The following is a 15202-nucleotide window of genomic DNA, read 5'->3' on the forward strand; positions in this document are numbered from 1 at the left end:
GCTAGGCGGCCCCGTTCTCCGACGGCGGGACCACGTCAAGGAGGACCTGGCCCACGACGTCGACCTGCGTCACCCCGTCGAACTCGGCCTCGGGCTCGAGGATGATGCGGTGCGCGAGAGCGGGGACGGCCAGGTCTCGGACATCGTCAGGGGTGACGTACGTGCGGCCGCGGGAGGCCGCCCAGGTGGTGACCAGACGTGTGAGCGCGATGGCGCCGCGGACGGACACCCCCAGGCGGGCTTCGCTCGCCCTGCGCGTCGCGTCAACGATCCGCATGATGTAGTCCGCGATGAGGGGGTTGACGTAGACGGTGCGCGACAGCTCGGCCATCGTCATCATGGTGTCGGGGGTGACGATCGCAGGTACCTCGGGCGTGGGACCTACCGCGCCTTGAATGATGCGCAAGGTGGAGGCTTCGTCGGGGTAGCCAATCGAGGTCTTGATCATGAAGCGGTCGAGCTGAGCTTCGGGCAGGCGGTACGTGCCGGCCTGCTCCACAGGGTTCTGCGTCGCGATGACGAGGAACGGGCGACCCACCTTGCGGGTGACGCCGTCGACGGTGACGTTGCCCTCTTCCATCACCTCAAGAAGGGCGGACTGGGTCTTGGGGCTCGCGCGGTTGATCTCGTCGGCCAGCACGATGTTCGCAAACACCGGGCCCGCATGGAACTCGAACTCGCCCTTCTTCTGGTCGAACACGGTGACGCCGGTGACGTCGCCGGGGAGCAGGTCAGGCGTGAACTGGATGCGTGAGGAGGTCCCCTTGACCGTCTGCGCGAGCGTGCGTGCGAGCGCAGTCTTACCCGTACCAGGCACGTCCTCGAGCAGCACGTGCCCCCCGGTCAGAGCGGTAGCGAGCACCAACTCGACCACGTGGCGCTTGCCAAGAATGGCGCGCTCGACGTTGTCGGCGAGCAATGAGAAGGTCTCGGTGTACCACTTGGCCTGTTCGGGCGAGATCGTCATGGGCTACCTCTTAGCGTTCGGGATCGGGGCTGGACGACCGGCGTCACGGGGTGACGGTCGGGTCGGGAGTCGGCGTCGGCGTGGGGTCGGGGGTGGGTTCGGGCTCCGGCGGCGGATCGCAGATGGTGACGGCGTGGGTGATCGTGGGCAGGCCGCCAAAGTCGGTGCCAGACCACGTCACGACGAAGGCGGAGGCCTCGACCGTGACGGTGGCCGCGCCTCGCGCAGCGCCCGTGATCGACACAGCATTGGGGTCCAGCGTTCCTTCAGGGAAGCAGCCCCACTGCGTGGTGCCGTCGTCGTAGCGCACGCCTGGTGCCTCAGGGAACGTCACGGTGGCGGGGGTGCGAGGAGAGCCCGATGCGGGAGAGACCTCGGTCCAGTCGCCGCAGCGGTCGGGGTCCATCCAGCTGCAGTAGCCCACCTCGATGGTCCGCACCGTGTCGGCGCCGAGCGTGAATTGTTGGCTCTTGTTGGCGCCGTCGTAGCGGTAGAACACGTTGAGGCCCCACTTGCTGCTGGGGTTCGGGGGGTTCATGAGCTTGACCTCGTACGTACGGTCGCCGTCGAAGTTCCACGAGTTACTCACCTGGTAGGTAATGCCGTTCTCGGGCGGAACGGGAGACACCCAGGTGTAGGCAGACGTGGAGTTGGACTTCACCGCGCCATACCCGTTGGAACCGCACACAGCCACGTTGTACGTCGTGTACTCGTCGAGCCCGGTGATCGTGGGCGCAGCAGACTGCACGTAGCTGCCGCCTCGCAGTGCGGCCCTTCCGGCCGAGTCCATGACGCACTCGGGCTGTGAGGTGGTCCAGGCGTACCAGATCTGACTCGTGGGCAGTGCAGACGAGTTGGTGTTCAATGCGCCGCCGGTGACCGTCACCGTCGTGCCGTCCGCCTCCACCGAGATGGAGGAGTCGTAGCGTGGAGCCCCAGCAACGGTGACCGATGCGTACTTGGTGTCGCCCTGGGCCGAACCGGTCGTGGGCGGCTGGAACTGGCTGAGGGGCACGACGCGGAGGTTCTGGGCGCCCACCGGGAGCGTCATCTCGAAGGTCGTGACGTTGCCCTGGCGCTGCTTCTCTTGGTTGGCGTCGCCCACCTGGAAGGCGCGCGTGTCCGCGCTCGAGGTGATCGAGACCTCGACCACGCCGGAGTTCGCGGAGGTGACCCCGGCGCGGTACACGGGTACGGCCGTCACGGATTCGATCTTGGGTGCCTGGTAGGCCCACGTGGTGTGCGCGCTCGAGTCCAGCGACTCGCCCACCGAGTTGACCGCACGTGCCGTATACGTCGCGGCTTGGCCGTTCTCGAGCCCTGAGATGGTGCAGCGGTAGGTGCCCGAACCGGCCGGCGCGCAATCGGCAGCGACGGGCGAGCCTGAGCGCACGACAGTCACGGACGTGACGGAGGGGTGTGCCTGCGCAGCAGGGCCGAGTGCCACCTCGAGCGTGACCGACGAGCCGGTGTAGCCCACGGTGGTGACGGCGGCCGGGGGCTTGGGGTAGCCCTGGACGTCGATGGTGAGCGTGCCGGTGCCCGTACGGCCCTGGACATCCTTGACGGTGAAATTGACGATGCACTCTCCGCCCTCGGGACGCTGGCCGCCCGGCCAGGTGGCCACCACCGACGTTTCCGATGCTTGAGTGACGGTCGCGACCGAGCAGGCCGTGGTGCCCGACGAGCCGACGCGCGTGAGCGTCAGTCCGGAGCGTTCCGCCCCTGCGTAGGGGTCGTACTCGCCGGCCACGTCCACCACGGCGATGGTGCAACTCGACCCGACACTCACGTCGCAGGTACGGCTGAACGTCGCGCCGCGCGGGTTGTCGGGGACTGCGGCGCCGACCACGAGCGTCACGGTCGTGCTGAGGCCGCCAAAGGCAGCGCTTCGCACCTGAACGACCTCGCGCGTGCCGGGCACCGCATCGGCGTGAGCGCGTGCCGTGAGGACGCCGCCGGACGTCGACACGATGAAGGCGTCACCCGAGTAGGAGGTCTGGAGGTTGAGGTCGGAGACGTCCCCGACGCGCCCGCCTTCCCAGGTCACGAGCTGCTCGACGAGGTTGACGGTGTCATCCAGGTTGGGGCTGATGGTCAGGCTGATCGGGTTGAGGATCGCCTGCGGGTCCTTGGGGATGATCGACAGGGGCACCGCCACCACCGACCAAGTGTCTTGAGAGCGGAGCTTGACGGCGACGGAGCACGTGTCGGCCCACGGCGCCTCGCGGCCGGCCGCGTAAGACACCGTGCTGTTGCCCGTGGGAACACAGCGTGCGTTGGTGCGCTGGACGTCGTAGGAATCGTCCTGTCGCACCTCGATCACGTCGGCGCCCGTGACGTCAAGCAGGTCCTTGACGTCAAACTCGACGCTTTCTTCCTCACCCACCTCGACTGCGGACGCGGTCGCGAGCAGCTGCAGGCGCATGTCGTCCACTTCGGGGATGCGCAAAAAGCCGTGACTCGTGACTTCCTCGCCCGAGTAGTCCGTTCCCGTGAGCGTGAAAGGGATCACCGTGCGGGTGGACGGCAAGGTGCCGGAGATGGTCCAGCCCGACACCTTCATGTCCGTCTGGGTGTCATCCCACAGCGACAACCTCAGTCCCGAGACGTCTCCACCCTGCCACTGCACCTTGCCAGTCACCACGTCGATCCCGGTTGCAAGGTCGTGGCGCGTGCGTGCCGTGAGGACGGTGTCCTGGATGCGCAGCGACGGAGGGTTGGCGGCCTCGGAGACATCGACCACGATGCGACCCTCGGCCGTCGACATCGAGACGGGCGACTCCACGGTGTAGATGTAGGAGTGGGTGCCCGCGACGGAACCGGGAAGCATCGCGATACTGCCGTCGGCCTCGAAGGCGGCACGATCAAACAAGGCCTCGAGGCGCTCGAACTCGGCCGAGCCCGGGGCGGCGTTTGGCTGCACATCGAGGACTCGCAGCTCCCCCTGGAGAGGGTCGGAATCGTTCAGTAGCGGCTCCACGGGGATGGCGGTCTCAGAGTCGACCTGTGCGCTCAAGTAGTCCGAGTACGTCACGGGGGCGACGTCGGCGGAGGTGGAGTCGAGGACGCCCACGCGCACGGTGCCAGTGGCACGTTCGCCGAGCGCATCGACGACGGTGTAGGTGAACGACACCTGTCCTCCGGTGACCGCCGCTTGAGGAGCCTTGTAGAGGATGGCGGCGCCCGTCGCGGAAACGGTCGCGGTGCCCTGCGCGGCCCCAGGTTGGCTCACGTCGACCAGGGTGACGGCGTCGCCGTCGGGGTCCACGCCCACCGCGTCGAAGGGAATCCGGACCGTCTTGCCCACCAAGACGCGCGCGGTCAGAGTGCTGGGTTCGGGGGAGCGGTTGGAGCCGGCAGGCAACACGTCGACGGTGACCGTGGCGGAGTCGGTGCGCTCGACGTCAGACTCGATGTACGTGTGGTAGCGCAGGGTGTAGACGCCCGGGGTCTGAGGCGCCAGGTAGCGAAGCATCTTGCCCGACCCGAATGCCAGTTCGCCCGCTTGGCCCGAGCCCTCGACATCGGCCATGAGCATGAGTCGCTCGCCGCGAGGACCGGTGTCATTCGCGAGCACCGGGACGTCCACCTGCGCACCCGCTCGCACCGTCACGGTGTCGGGCATGGCAATGGGGGACAAGCCTTCGGCCGGGGGCAACAAGAAAACGGTGAGCTGGGTACTCGCGGTATTGCCCGCGCCGTCGGCGATCACGACCTCAGCGGTGCCCACCACACCGGGCTCGCCGTCCTCCGTGGTGCCGCTGACACGCACGTAGGACGTTCCCACGACGCTTGCGCTCAGTGCGGGCTCATTGCTGGTCGCCTCGGCGACCATCAGCACGCGCCCGGTGGTGTTCTGGACCGCGGCGAGCACGTCCACCGTCGCGTCTTCCTGCGCGCGCACGAAGGCAGTCAGTGGCGGCACCGCTAGCGGGCGCGCACCCTCGGTGACGGTGTAGCGCAGCGTGCCGGTCGCCTGAGCGAGCGTCGAGGTGTCCTCCACGGTGTACGTCGCGAGATAGCGCCCAGGGGCCGTCGCGGTGAGCTCGACGGTGCTATTGGCTCCGATTGGGGTGACGGTGACCGTGTCACCGCCTTGCGACACCACCGCGTCGACCAGGCGGTACGACCCCGACCCGCCTGAGACGAAGTCGGCAATCTCGACCTGGCTGACCTCGTTGAGCGCGCCGGAGACGGCCACGGGCTCAACTTCCAGCGATGGTGCCCCAGTGACCTGTAGCTCCAGGGTGCGGGTGGCGGTCTCGCCCCGACCATCGGTGACGGTCACCGTGATGGGGATCACCGCATCGGCCGCATTGGGGTCGAGGTGACGGATCGCCACCTTGCCGTCCTCGGTGGGCACGACGGTGACCAGCGCATCGGCGTCGTCAGCGCGGGCGTCGGTGAGCACGACGGGGTCGCCCTCAGGATCGACCCAACCGCGCAGGACGGGCACCTCCGCGTAGCCGCCGGGGGAGACCTGAGGGCGCGGCCACTCCTGAGTGCAGGCATCGACGCCGCACCACACCGGGGCGGTATTGATGTCATCGGGCACCACTGTCAGGGTGACGCTCGCGGGGGCGGACACGGCGAAGCCATCGGTGACCGCGTAGGTGAAGGTCGCGGAGCCGGACTCGGCACGCACGCGCACGGCGGCTTGCTGGTCCTGGGCTACGAGGCTGACCTCTCCGAACTCGGCGTCGGACAGGGCTGTGACCGACGCGGGATCGACGGTCAACACGTCCTTGCTGTTGGGGTCGTGGTCGTTGTACAGCAGCGGCAGGGACACCAAAGCGCCGGGGCGGACTCCAAAAGCGTCATCGACGGCGACAGGCGGCTCTTGCTCGACGACGTCGTCGACGGTGCGCTCACCGAGCACCTCGTCGGTGTCCTCGACTGCGTCCCACTGGGAGGCAGGCACGAGGGTGCCCTCGGGCAGAGTCCACAGCGAACCCGTGGCCGTCTCGCTCAGCACCGCGCGGTCGCCGTTGGTGCGGAACACCGGAGCCACAGCCTGCACATCCGCGAACGCCGCCGCGTCGATCTCCAGGTCGGTGACGCCATCGCGCGCGGTGCTCCACAAGGCGGCGCTGCCCGTGGTGATCCACGCCGCGTAGGCCTCGCCGTCGACCACGACGGGGGCAGTGGGGGCGCCTGAGGCCTCGGCCACCCGCGTGCCTTCGCCTGCCTCGACATCGACGCGCAGGAGCCCAGTGCCGTCAGCGATCCATGCGTGAGCATCGTGCGAGGGCGTCGATTGGATAGCGGCGTCGTCGCCCGCGTCGATGGAGAAGGGGGCCACGGCTCCTTCGGCCCACACCTGCGCGGAGGCAGAGTCGAACAACACCCAGGTGCCGTCGGCGAAGGTGAGGGCGAGTTCTGCGTCGCTCGCGGGAGCGTCAGGCACGGCGACGGGCTCGCCAACAAAGGTGCCTGTGGTCGTGTCGTACTCACGGATCGCGGCCTCGGCGATCGAGTACATCGCGACGGTGCCGTCGTCGTCGATGGCGACGGCATCCGCAACGTAGACCGGCGGGTCTTCACCCTCGACGAGCTCCGCGCCTGCATAGGGATCGACGAGCCACGGGTCCGGCATGGGCTCGCCAATTCCTGGGTAAGTGCCCAGGTACACCTCGCCCACGGAGGTGAGATAGACGACGGCGTCGCTTGCGGTCATGACCTGCTCGGTGCCCGCGGGCGTCGATGAGGACAGGGTGGCACTGGTCGCGTCGGCCTCGCCGTCCACCAGGTCCACCGGGACGGCGGCGTTCACTGGCCACGCGTTGGCGTAGCCCTGCGTCAACACCACCGAGTTCGCGCCGGACTGGACCACGCCTGCGGGGTCGGCCACCGCACGCACAGTGTCGATCTCGCCCAATTGGGTGTTCACGCGCGCGTACCGGCCGTCATCCCTGGTCACCCACACGCCGGTCTCGATGCGGGGGACCTCCTGCTCGTCGTAGCCGTCGGCAAGCACGGCTCCGGTGACCACCGTCGCGGCGACCATCACGCCAGCGACGGACCACAGCACTGGCCCTCGTCGGCGCTCGGGCCTGCCGTCGCGAGCCACCTACAGCACCCCCGAGGCGATCAGGGCAGCGGCCCCCACGATGACGACCGCGGCGCCTGCGATCGCACCGATCACTCCGGCCCGGGCGCCCGAGCGCGCCTTCACCGACTCGGCCTCGCGCTGGTGTTGCAGGCGCTGCGCGGAGGCGAGCGCCTTGGCCCGCTCAGCACGTCGCGAGTCCTGCTTGACGGTCGAGATGATCGGCCCGCGGGGGCCTTCTTGGGAGAAGTCGACCGGGGCGGCAGCGCTGGCCCACGTCGAGTCCACGACATCGAACGGTGAGGGCGCAAGCCCCAACTCGTACTGCGCCCACCGCAGTTCCTCCGCGAGCGCCGCCATCGATTCGTGGCGGTTCTCGGGTCGCTTGTCCAGTGCGTGGACCAGCACCGCTTCGAGACGGTCGCCAAGGTCCTCGCGGCCGGTGGGGACGTACTTCGACTTGATGATGCGCGCCTGCAACTGTTCGCGGGGAATGCGCTCCCCGGATGGCAGCTCGAATGGCGCGCGTCCGGCGAGCAGCGTGTAGACGGTGGCGGCGAGACTCCACACCTCAGAAGCAACGGACCCCGTCACCTCTCCCTGCAGCACCTCAGGGGAGCTCCAGGGGATGGACATGGCGAACACCTCGGGGACCTCGTCCGCCTTGGCGATGGCTGAGGCGATGCCGAAGTCCGCCAACGCGGGCGCGCCCATGGTGGTGAGCAGCACGTTGGACGGCTTGATGTCACGGTGCAGCACGCCGCTGCGGTGCGCGGTTTCGAGTGCCGCAGCAATACGCACTCCCGCATCGAGCGACTCTGCGACGCCGAGCGGCTGCTTCTTGTAGCGCGCGCTCATGTTGTCGGGGCAGTACTCCATGACGAAGTACGGGCGTCCGTCGGCGGAGATCGAGGCCTGGTGGATCGTGACAATCGACGGGTGCGCGCTCAGGCGCGCGAGAATGTCCGTCTCCGCATTGAAAGTGCGCAGCACCTCGGGGTTGACGGCATCGTCGACCAGCACCTTGACCGCGACGACACGGCGCGGCATGTCCTGTTCATACAGGAACACGTCGGCAAAGCCGCCGGAACCGAGCGGCCGGATATAGGTGTATCCGGGCAGCACTGGCGGAGGCGCGCTCGCACGTCTTGCCACTGTCTAACCCCCTGTTGATGCGACACGGACCTGGCTATTGTGCACAAGGTCGGGCATTTCGCCTACCTCCGTGTGCGAGACCCCACAACAATGCGGAATCCTTCGCCCAGGTCGAGCACGTCGCCCACGTCCAAGCGGGTGGCGTTGCCTCCGCGCAACAGGCGCGGCGGCTTGTCGGCCGATTCGACGAGCGTGCCGTTGGTCGAGTCAAGGTCGCGCGCCCGCAGCTGGCCGCCCGCGACCGTGAACTCGACATGCTTGCTCGAGATCTCTCGGTGCGGCGAGGGCGCCTTGACGTAATAGGTCTGTGTCTCGTCGGGGTCCGAGCGCCACGGGCGACGTCCCACCACGATCTGCGGCGCGGCGTACAGCTCATTGCCGTCGGGCAGCGTGAGCGTCCACAGCTCTGCGGGCCCTGCGCCATCAACGAGGCCAGGTCCACGGGGCGCGGGCGCCTATCGGTTGCGGCGGGCCGATGCGCGGGCTGGCTGTCACGCTTCGCGTCGCCCGTGGGGTTCTCACCCTCGGCGCCTTCGGCCGCAGCCGCGGGCGTCTCGCCCTCGCCAGGCTCCGCAGGCTCGGCTGATGGTGCCTGTGCTGGCGGAGCGTCATCGGGCTTGCTCGCAGAGTCCGACTCTCCCGGCTCACCGGCGGTCGAGGCCGCGTCGCGGTCGGTGCCGTCGGTGCCGAGCGCCGGCGCACGCCGAGCGATGACGGTGTCGTCATGGGTCTCGAGCGAGGGGGACACCTGAGCAAGGCCCACGTCATCGAGCGCAATGGCGCTCGCGGCGACGGCGCCGTGGCGCAAAGGAAGGCGCGGGGAATCGTCGTCCGCCGGCGCGAGGGCAAGGTGGAGAGACTCGACGCCGTGCGCTTCACCAGTGAGCAGGTGCTCGCCGTACGGCCATGTGAAACGGGTCGTGGAGGCTCCACCGAGGTCGACCATCATGTCGCCGCGCACGGTGACATGGAACTCCTGGGTCCACGGGTCCACGATCTCGACGATGGCGAACCTCTCCGCTCCGTCGTCCTGCGACAAGCGTGCGATGGCGGCCGCAGCAGAAGCGGCGGCCGAATCGAGCAAACGGTGAACGGCGCGCACGGTCTCTGGAGGCGCATCGGCGCTCATCAGGACGACGAAGCTGTCGGTCACGACGGCATATCCGGGGCTGTCCGAGCCCGTCACGGCATAGGCGAACACGGGGTTTACTATACGGACGGCCTGGTGCGAGCACTATCAAAGCCGCCCAAACCGGACCTTGCCCTGCCGTCGGATACCTGAGACGGCGCTTGCTTTGACGGAGGCGCGCCAGGCGGGTATCGTAGATCTCCGTGCCCGCGCCGCCGGGACCTCGTGCGTGCCCGCATGGGTACGCAAATCGCTCAGTTCGACACGCCCGGGCGCGGGGGTCGGACGGCCACAAGTTTCGTAACACACCAAACAGACGGAGAAGTAGTGCCTACTATTCAGCAGCTGGTCAGGAAGGGCCGGCAGGACAAGCCCGGCAAGACCAAGACGCCGGCGCTTAAGTCGAGCCCCCAGCGTCGTGGTGTGTGCACCCGCGTGTACACGACCACCCCCAAGAAGCCCAACTCGGCGCTTCGCAAGGTCGCCCGTGTGCGCCTGTCGTCCGGCATTGAGGTCACGGCCTACATCCCCGGTGAGGGTCACAACCTCCAGGAGCACTCGATCGTGCTCGTCCGCGGTGGTCGTGTGAAGGACCTCCCCGGTGTCCGTTACAAGATCGTTCGCGGCTCGCTCGACACGCAGGGCGTGAAGGGCCGTCAGCAGGCTCGCAGCCGTTACGGCGCGAAGAGGGAGAAGAAGTAATGCCTCGCAAGGGACCGGCCCCTAAGCGGCCCATCATCAATGACCCGGTGTACGGCGCCCCCGTCGTCACCCAGCTGATCAACAAGGTGCTGCTCGACGGTAAGAAGTCGACCGCCGAGGCGATCGTCTACGGCGCCCTCGAGGGTGTCCGTGAGAAGTCCGGCCAGGACCCCGTGACCGTGCTCAAGCGCGCGCTCGACAACATCCGTCCCGCCCTTGAGGTCCGCAGCCGCCGTGTCGGTGGCGCGACCTACCAGGTGCCGGTCGACGTGCGTCCGACCCGCTCGACCACGCTCGCGCTGCGCTGGCTCGTCGACTTCTCGCGCGCCCGCCGTGAGAAGACCATGACCGAGCGCCTCATGAACGAGATCCTCGACGCATCGAACGGCCTTGGCGCCGCGGTGAAGCGTCGCGAGGACATGCACAAGATGGCCGAGTCGAACAAGGCGTTCGCGCACTACCGCTGGTAGTAGCCGAGCCTCTCGACGGAAACCCAAGGAGAACCACTCGTGGCACAGGACGTGCTCACGGACCTCACCAAGGTCCGCAACATCGGCATCATGGCCCACATCGATGCCGGCAAGACCACCACTACCGAGCGCATCCTGTTCTACACGGGTGTCAACTACAAGATCGGTGAAACCCACGACGGCGCCTCGACGACCGACTGGATGGAGCAGGAGCAGGAGCGTGGTATCACCATCACCTCCGCCGCTGTGACCTGCTTCTGGGGCAAGAACCAGATCAACATCATCGACACCCCTGGTCACGTGGACTTCACCGTTGAGGTTGAGCGCTCGCTGCGCGTCCTCGACGGCGCGGTTGCCGTGTTCGACGGCAAGGAGGGCGTGGAGCCCCAGTCGGAGACCGTGTGGCGTCAGGCCGACAAGTACGACGTCCCCCGTATCTGCTTCGTCAACAAGATGGACAAGCTGGGCGCGGACTTCTACTTCACGGTCGACACCATCATCAACCGCCTGGGTGCCAAGCCCCTCGTCATCCAGCTGCCTATCGGCGCCGAGAACGACTTTGTCGGCATCGTCGACCTGGTCGAGATGAACGCCAAGGTGTGGCCCGGCGATGCCAAGGGTGACGTCACCATGGGCGCGACCTACGAGACCACCGAGATTCCCGCGGACCTCAAGGACAAGGCCGAGGAGTACCGCGCTGCGTTGCTCGAGACCGTGGCCGAGGCCGACGACGAGCTGCTCGAGAAGTACCTCGGCGGCGAAGAGCTCACGCTCGCGGAGATCAAGGGCGCCATCCGCAAGATGACGATCAACTCCGAGGTCTACCCCGTGCTGTGCGGCTCGGCGTTCAAGAACCGCGGCGTGCAGCCCATGCTGGACGCGGTCATCGACTACCTGCCCGCGCCCGTCGACGTGCCCGCCATCCAGGGCCACGACGTGCACGACGAGGAGATCGAGATCGTCCGTCACGCCGACGCGTCGGAGCCCTTCGCGGCTCTCGCGTTCAAGGTTGTCGCGCACCCGTTCTTCGGTCGCCTCACCTACGTGCGCGTGTACTCCGGCCACCTCGAGACCGGTGACCAGGTCATCAACTCGACCAAGGGCAAGAAGGAGCGCATCGGAAAGCTCTTCCAGATGCACGCCAACAAGGAGAACCCGGTCGAGTCGATCCAGGCGGGTCACATCTACGCCGTGATCGGCCTCAAGGACACCACCACGGGTGACACGCTGTGCAACCCGAACCACCAGGTTGTTCTCGAGTCGATGACCTTCCCCGACCCCGTGATCGACGTGGCCATCGAGCCCAAGACCAAGGGTGACCAGGAGAAGCTGTCGACCGCTATCCAGAAGCTCGCCGAGGAGGACCCCACCTTCCGCGTGCGCCTGGACGAGGAGACCGGCCAGACCGTCATCGGCGGTATGGGCGAGCTGCACCTCGACATCCTCGTCGACCGTATGCGTCGCGAGTTCAAGGTTGACGCGAACGTCGGAAAGCCGCAGGTGGCCTACCGCGAGACGATTCGCTCGACCGTGGAGAAGTACGACTACACCCACAAGAAGCAGACCGGTGGATCCGGTCAGTTCGCAAAGGTGCAGATCGCGCTGGAGCCGCTGCCCGCGGACTCCGAGGTGCAGTACGAGTTCGTCAACGCCGTCACCGGTGGTCGCGTGCCTCGTGAGTACATCCCGTCGGTGGACGCCGGTATTCAGGCGGCCATGGAGCTCGGTATTCAGGCTGGCTACCCCGTGGTCGGCGTGAAGGCGACGCTGCTCGACGGTCAGTACCACGACGTCGACTCCTCGGAGATGGCGTTCAAGATCGCTGGATCGATGGCCTTCAAGGAGGCCTCGCGTCTGGCGAAGCCCGTGCTGCTCGAGCCGATGATGGCCGTCGAGGTGCGTACGCCCGAGGAGTACATGGGCGACGTGATCGGCGACATCAACAGCCGCCGCGGCCAGATCCGCCAGATGTCCGACGCCCAGGGCGTCAAGGTCGTCGACGCACTGGTCCCGCTGTCGGAAATGTTCGGATACGTCGGTGACCTGCGCTCGAAGACTTCGGGCCGCGCCGTCTACTCGATGACGTTCGACAGCTACGCGGAGGTCCCGAAGGCAGTTGCCGACGAGATCATCGCGAAGACCCGGGGCGAGTAGTCCCACCGGTTGGAAATAAGGAACAATAGCGACCAGTAGGGATCTGCCCCACCAGGCTCTCGCCGGGCCCAGGGCTTAGCATCTTTACCTCAAGTCTCAATAATCAGGAGGAACACCTCATGGCCAAGGCCAAGTTCGAGCGGACCAAGCCGCACGTCAACATCGGCACCATCGGTCACGTCGACCACGGTAAGACGACGCTGACCGCTGCGATCTCGAAGGTGCTGCACGACAAGTACCCGGACCTCAACCCCTTCACGCCTTTCGAGGACATCGACAAGGCTCCCGAGGAGCGCGAGCGCGGTATCACCATCAACATCGCGCACATCGAGTACCAGACCGAGGCGCGTCACTACGCCCACGTCGACGCTCCGGGTCACGCTGACTACATCAAGAACATGATCACCGGTGCCGCCCAGATGGACGGCGCGATCCTCGTGGTCGCCGCGACCGATGGTGCCATGGCGCAGACCCGCGAGCACGTGCTGCTCGCCAAGCAGGTCGGTGTTCCCTACCTGCTGGTCGCGCTGAACAAGGCCGACATGGTCGACGACGAGGAGATCCTGGAGCTCGTCGAGCTCGAGGTTCGCGAGCTGCTCTCCAGCCAGGACTTCGACGGCGACAACGCCCCGGTCATCCGCGTCTCGGGCCTGAAGGCTCTCGAGGGCGACGAGAAGTGGGTGCAGTCGGTTCTTGACCTCATGGAGGCCGTCGACGAGTCGATTCCCGACCCGGTGCGCGACAAGGACAAGCCGTTCCTGATGCCGATCGAGGACGTGTTCACGATCTCCGGTCGTGGCACCGTGGTGACGGGTCGTGCCGAGCGCGGCACCCTGGCGATCAACTCCGAGGTCGAGATTGTTGGCATCCGCCCGACCCAGAAGACCACCGTGACCGGGATCGAGATGTTCCACAAGCAGCTCGACGAGGCGTGGGCTGGTGAGAACTGTGGTCTGCTGCTGCGCGGTACCAAGCGCGAAGAGGTGGAGCGCGGCCAGGTTGTCGTGAAGCCGGGTTCGATCACCCCGCACACCGAGTTCGAGGGAACCGCGTACATCCTGAGCAAGGATGAGGGTGGCCGTCACAACCCGTTCTATGCGAACTACCGCCCGCAGTTCTACTTCCGCACCACCGACGTCACGGGCGTCATCTCGCTGCCGGACGGCACGGAGATGGTGATGCCCGGTGACACCGCCGACATGACAGTCGAGCTGATTCAGCCGATCGCCATGGAGGAGGGCCTCGGTTTCGCCATCCGCGAGGGTGGCCGCACCGTGGGTGCCGGCAAGGTGACCAAGGTTCTCAAGTAACCTGCGACATACCGCAAGCGGGGTCGGACTTTCGGGTCCGGCCCCGCTTTGTGTGCTCGGGACGGATCCGAGGTCGGCAACCGGGCGCGGCTCCGTGTTCGCAGCCTTCTTCGCATCCATGCGATGCCACTCTCTGACTTGTATCGCCATCTGATCAGATAGAAGGGACGACGATCGTGACCGATAACTATGAAGCTATGGGCCGAGGCAGCCGATGGGGATGACATGCACCCCGTCGTCCCGCACGCCGCCGACACCGGTGCTGGTGATGACACCCAGACAGGACGGGCTCCCGTGGCGTGAGGTGTCTATTTTTTTTGCGAAACGGATCAGCGACTTTGCGGCATCGTCAATCGCTTGGGTGCCGAGTTTGATTTCGAAGGCGGCCCACTTGTTGGGTCCTGCCGTGACGATGGCATCGACTTCGTTTCCGTTTGAATCCCGCCAGGAGTCGATGCGACCGTTGAGGCCCTGCGAGTACACGCGCAAATCTCGGATGACGAGGGCTTCGAAGTGTGCCCCGAGCGCCTTGACATCCGACTCAAGCTCCCGGCTCCCCACGCCGAGGGCGGCGGGCCCGATCGAGGGGTCGACGAAGTAACGTACCGCAGCGGAACGCAGTCGCGTACGTGAACGCATGTGAGGTAACCATGCTTCAGAGTTGTCGGTGAGGTGAAGTCGGTTGAGCGCGGTCAGATAGGCCGAGAGCGTCTCTTTGGCGATCGGCCCACTGTCACCGCCGACGTCCCGGGCGAGTTCGCTGGCCTTGGTGGCCTGACTGACGGTGCGCCCCAACGATTCGAGCAGACGGCGAAGGTTTTCTGGGTCTCGTCGAGATCCGAGTTGGGGAATGTCGACTTCGACAATGTTGCTGAGGTAGTCGCGCAACCAGCGGCGGGCGTTCGTCTCGTCCGCGCCGAGGAGTTGCGGCCAACCGCCGACAACGATTCGGGTGACAAGTTCGTCAAATGTCAGGTGGGTGCCGACACCGGTCTGGCGTGTGCCGTCAAGCAGCACAGCAAGTGACATTTCTCCCGTCGAATGGCCGGACTCGAAGAGGCTCATGGGACGCATCCGCATCACTGAGAATCTCCCGGCTCCCGAGTGACGTGATGCATCGTCGGCTGGGGTTGACGATCCTGTGAGGATGAAGTTGCCCACCTCGCCGCGATCGTCGACCTCGCGCCGAACTCGATTCCAGAGGGTGGGTTCGATCTGCCACTCGTCGAACAGGATGGGTGTCGGGTTGTCGAAGAGCCGTTC

10 protein-coding genes are annotated in these 15202 nt (G+C 66.6%); 5 read left to right on the top strand and 5 right to left on the bottom strand.

The features are described from left to right. Nucleotide 1 precedes the first annotated feature (1 nt). The 4 genes from ACK5NO_RS12420 to ACK5NO_RS12435 all read right to left on the bottom strand — a co-directional run bounded on the left by ACK5NO_RS12420 (nt 2) and on the right by ACK5NO_RS12435 (nt 8524). Entirely contained in the window at nt 2-967 is a 966-nt protein-coding gene (locus tag ACK5NO_RS12420) for an AAA family ATPase (RefSeq protein ID WP_416813000.1), read from the bottom strand. 43 nt (nt 968-1010) lie between these two features. Then, the gene (locus tag ACK5NO_RS12425) at nt 1011-7040 is read right to left on the bottom strand and encodes an Ig-like domain-containing protein (protein WP_416813001.1); all 6030 of its coding nucleotides are present in this window, start codon (nt 7038-7040) and stop codon (nt 1011-1013) included. Next, complete coding sequence (locus ACK5NO_RS12430; protein ID WP_416813002.1) at nt 7041-8174, bottom strand: serine/threonine-protein kinase; 1134 nt, start codon at nt 8172-8174, stop codon at nt 7041-7043. It lies immediately after the preceding gene. A gap of 62 nt (nt 8175-8236) precedes the next feature. Beyond that, complete coding sequence (locus ACK5NO_RS12435; RefSeq protein ID WP_416813003.1) at nt 8237-8524, bottom strand: FHA domain-containing protein; 288 nt, start codon at nt 8522-8524, stop codon at nt 8237-8239. A 374-nt stretch (nt 8525-8898) separates the two neighbouring features. Here ACK5NO_RS12435 and ACK5NO_RS12440 point away from each other — a divergent pair, with 374 nt between their 5' ends. The 5 genes from ACK5NO_RS12440 (at nt 8899) to tuf (ending at nt 13939) form a co-directional block, all read left to right on the top strand. After that, nucleotides 8899-9456 carry a hypothetical protein gene (locus ACK5NO_RS12440; protein WP_416813004.1) on the top strand — a complete coding sequence of 186 codons (558 nt, stop codon included), beginning with the start codon at nt 8899-8901 and terminating at the stop codon, nt 9454-9456. Nucleotides 9457-9630: 174 nt separating this feature from the next. Beyond that, on the top strand, nt 9631-10005 hold the full coding sequence (gene rpsL, locus ACK5NO_RS12445; protein WP_061960979.1) for a 30S ribosomal protein S12: 375 nt from the start codon (nt 9631-9633) through the stop codon (nt 10003-10005). Continuing rightward, on the top strand, nt 10005-10475 hold the full coding sequence (rpsG, locus tag ACK5NO_RS12450) for a 30S ribosomal protein S7 (RefSeq protein ID WP_084105097.1): 471 nt from the start codon (nt 10005-10007) through the stop codon (nt 10473-10475). The genes rpsL and rpsG overlap by 1 nt, the downstream gene beginning before the upstream one ends. Before the next feature lie 39 nt (nt 10476-10514). Next, on the top strand, nt 10515-12629 hold the full coding sequence (fusA, locus tag ACK5NO_RS12455) for an elongation factor G (protein WP_416813005.1): 2115 nt from the start codon (nt 10515-10517) through the stop codon (nt 12627-12629). A gap of 119 nt (nt 12630-12748) precedes the next feature. Then, entirely contained in the window at nt 12749-13939 is a 1191-nt protein-coding gene (gene tuf, locus ACK5NO_RS12460; protein WP_416813006.1) for an elongation factor Tu, read from the top strand. Between the two features lie 195 nt (nt 13940-14134). On the opposite strand, the gene ACK5NO_RS12465 is transcribed toward tuf, so the two are convergent. Then, on the bottom strand, nt 14135-15202 hold a 1068-nt coding region (locus tag ACK5NO_RS12465; protein ID WP_416813007.1), incomplete at its 5' end, for an ATP-binding protein.

The organism is Demequina sp. (assembly GCF_047975725.1).
In the GTDB taxonomy this organism is placed as follows: Bacteria; Actinomycetota; Actinomycetes; order Actinomycetales; family Demequinaceae; genus Demequina.

Coding starts and splice junctions, on each gene's coding strand:
- tuf (WP_416813006.1), top strand. CDS start 12,749: ATGGCCAAGGCCAAGTTCGAGCGGACCAAGCCGCACGTCAACATCGGC.
- ACK5NO_RS12440 (WP_416813004.1), top strand. CDS start 8,899: ATGGGTCTCGAGCGAGGGGGACACCTGAGCAAGGCCCACGTCATCGAG.
- rpsG (WP_084105097.1), top strand. CDS start 10,005: ATGCCTCGCAAGGGACCGGCCCCTAAGCGGCCCATCATCAATGACCCG.
- ACK5NO_RS12420 (WP_416813000.1), bottom strand. CDS start 967: ATGACGATCTCGCCCGAACAGGCCAAGTGGTACACCGAGACCTTCTCA.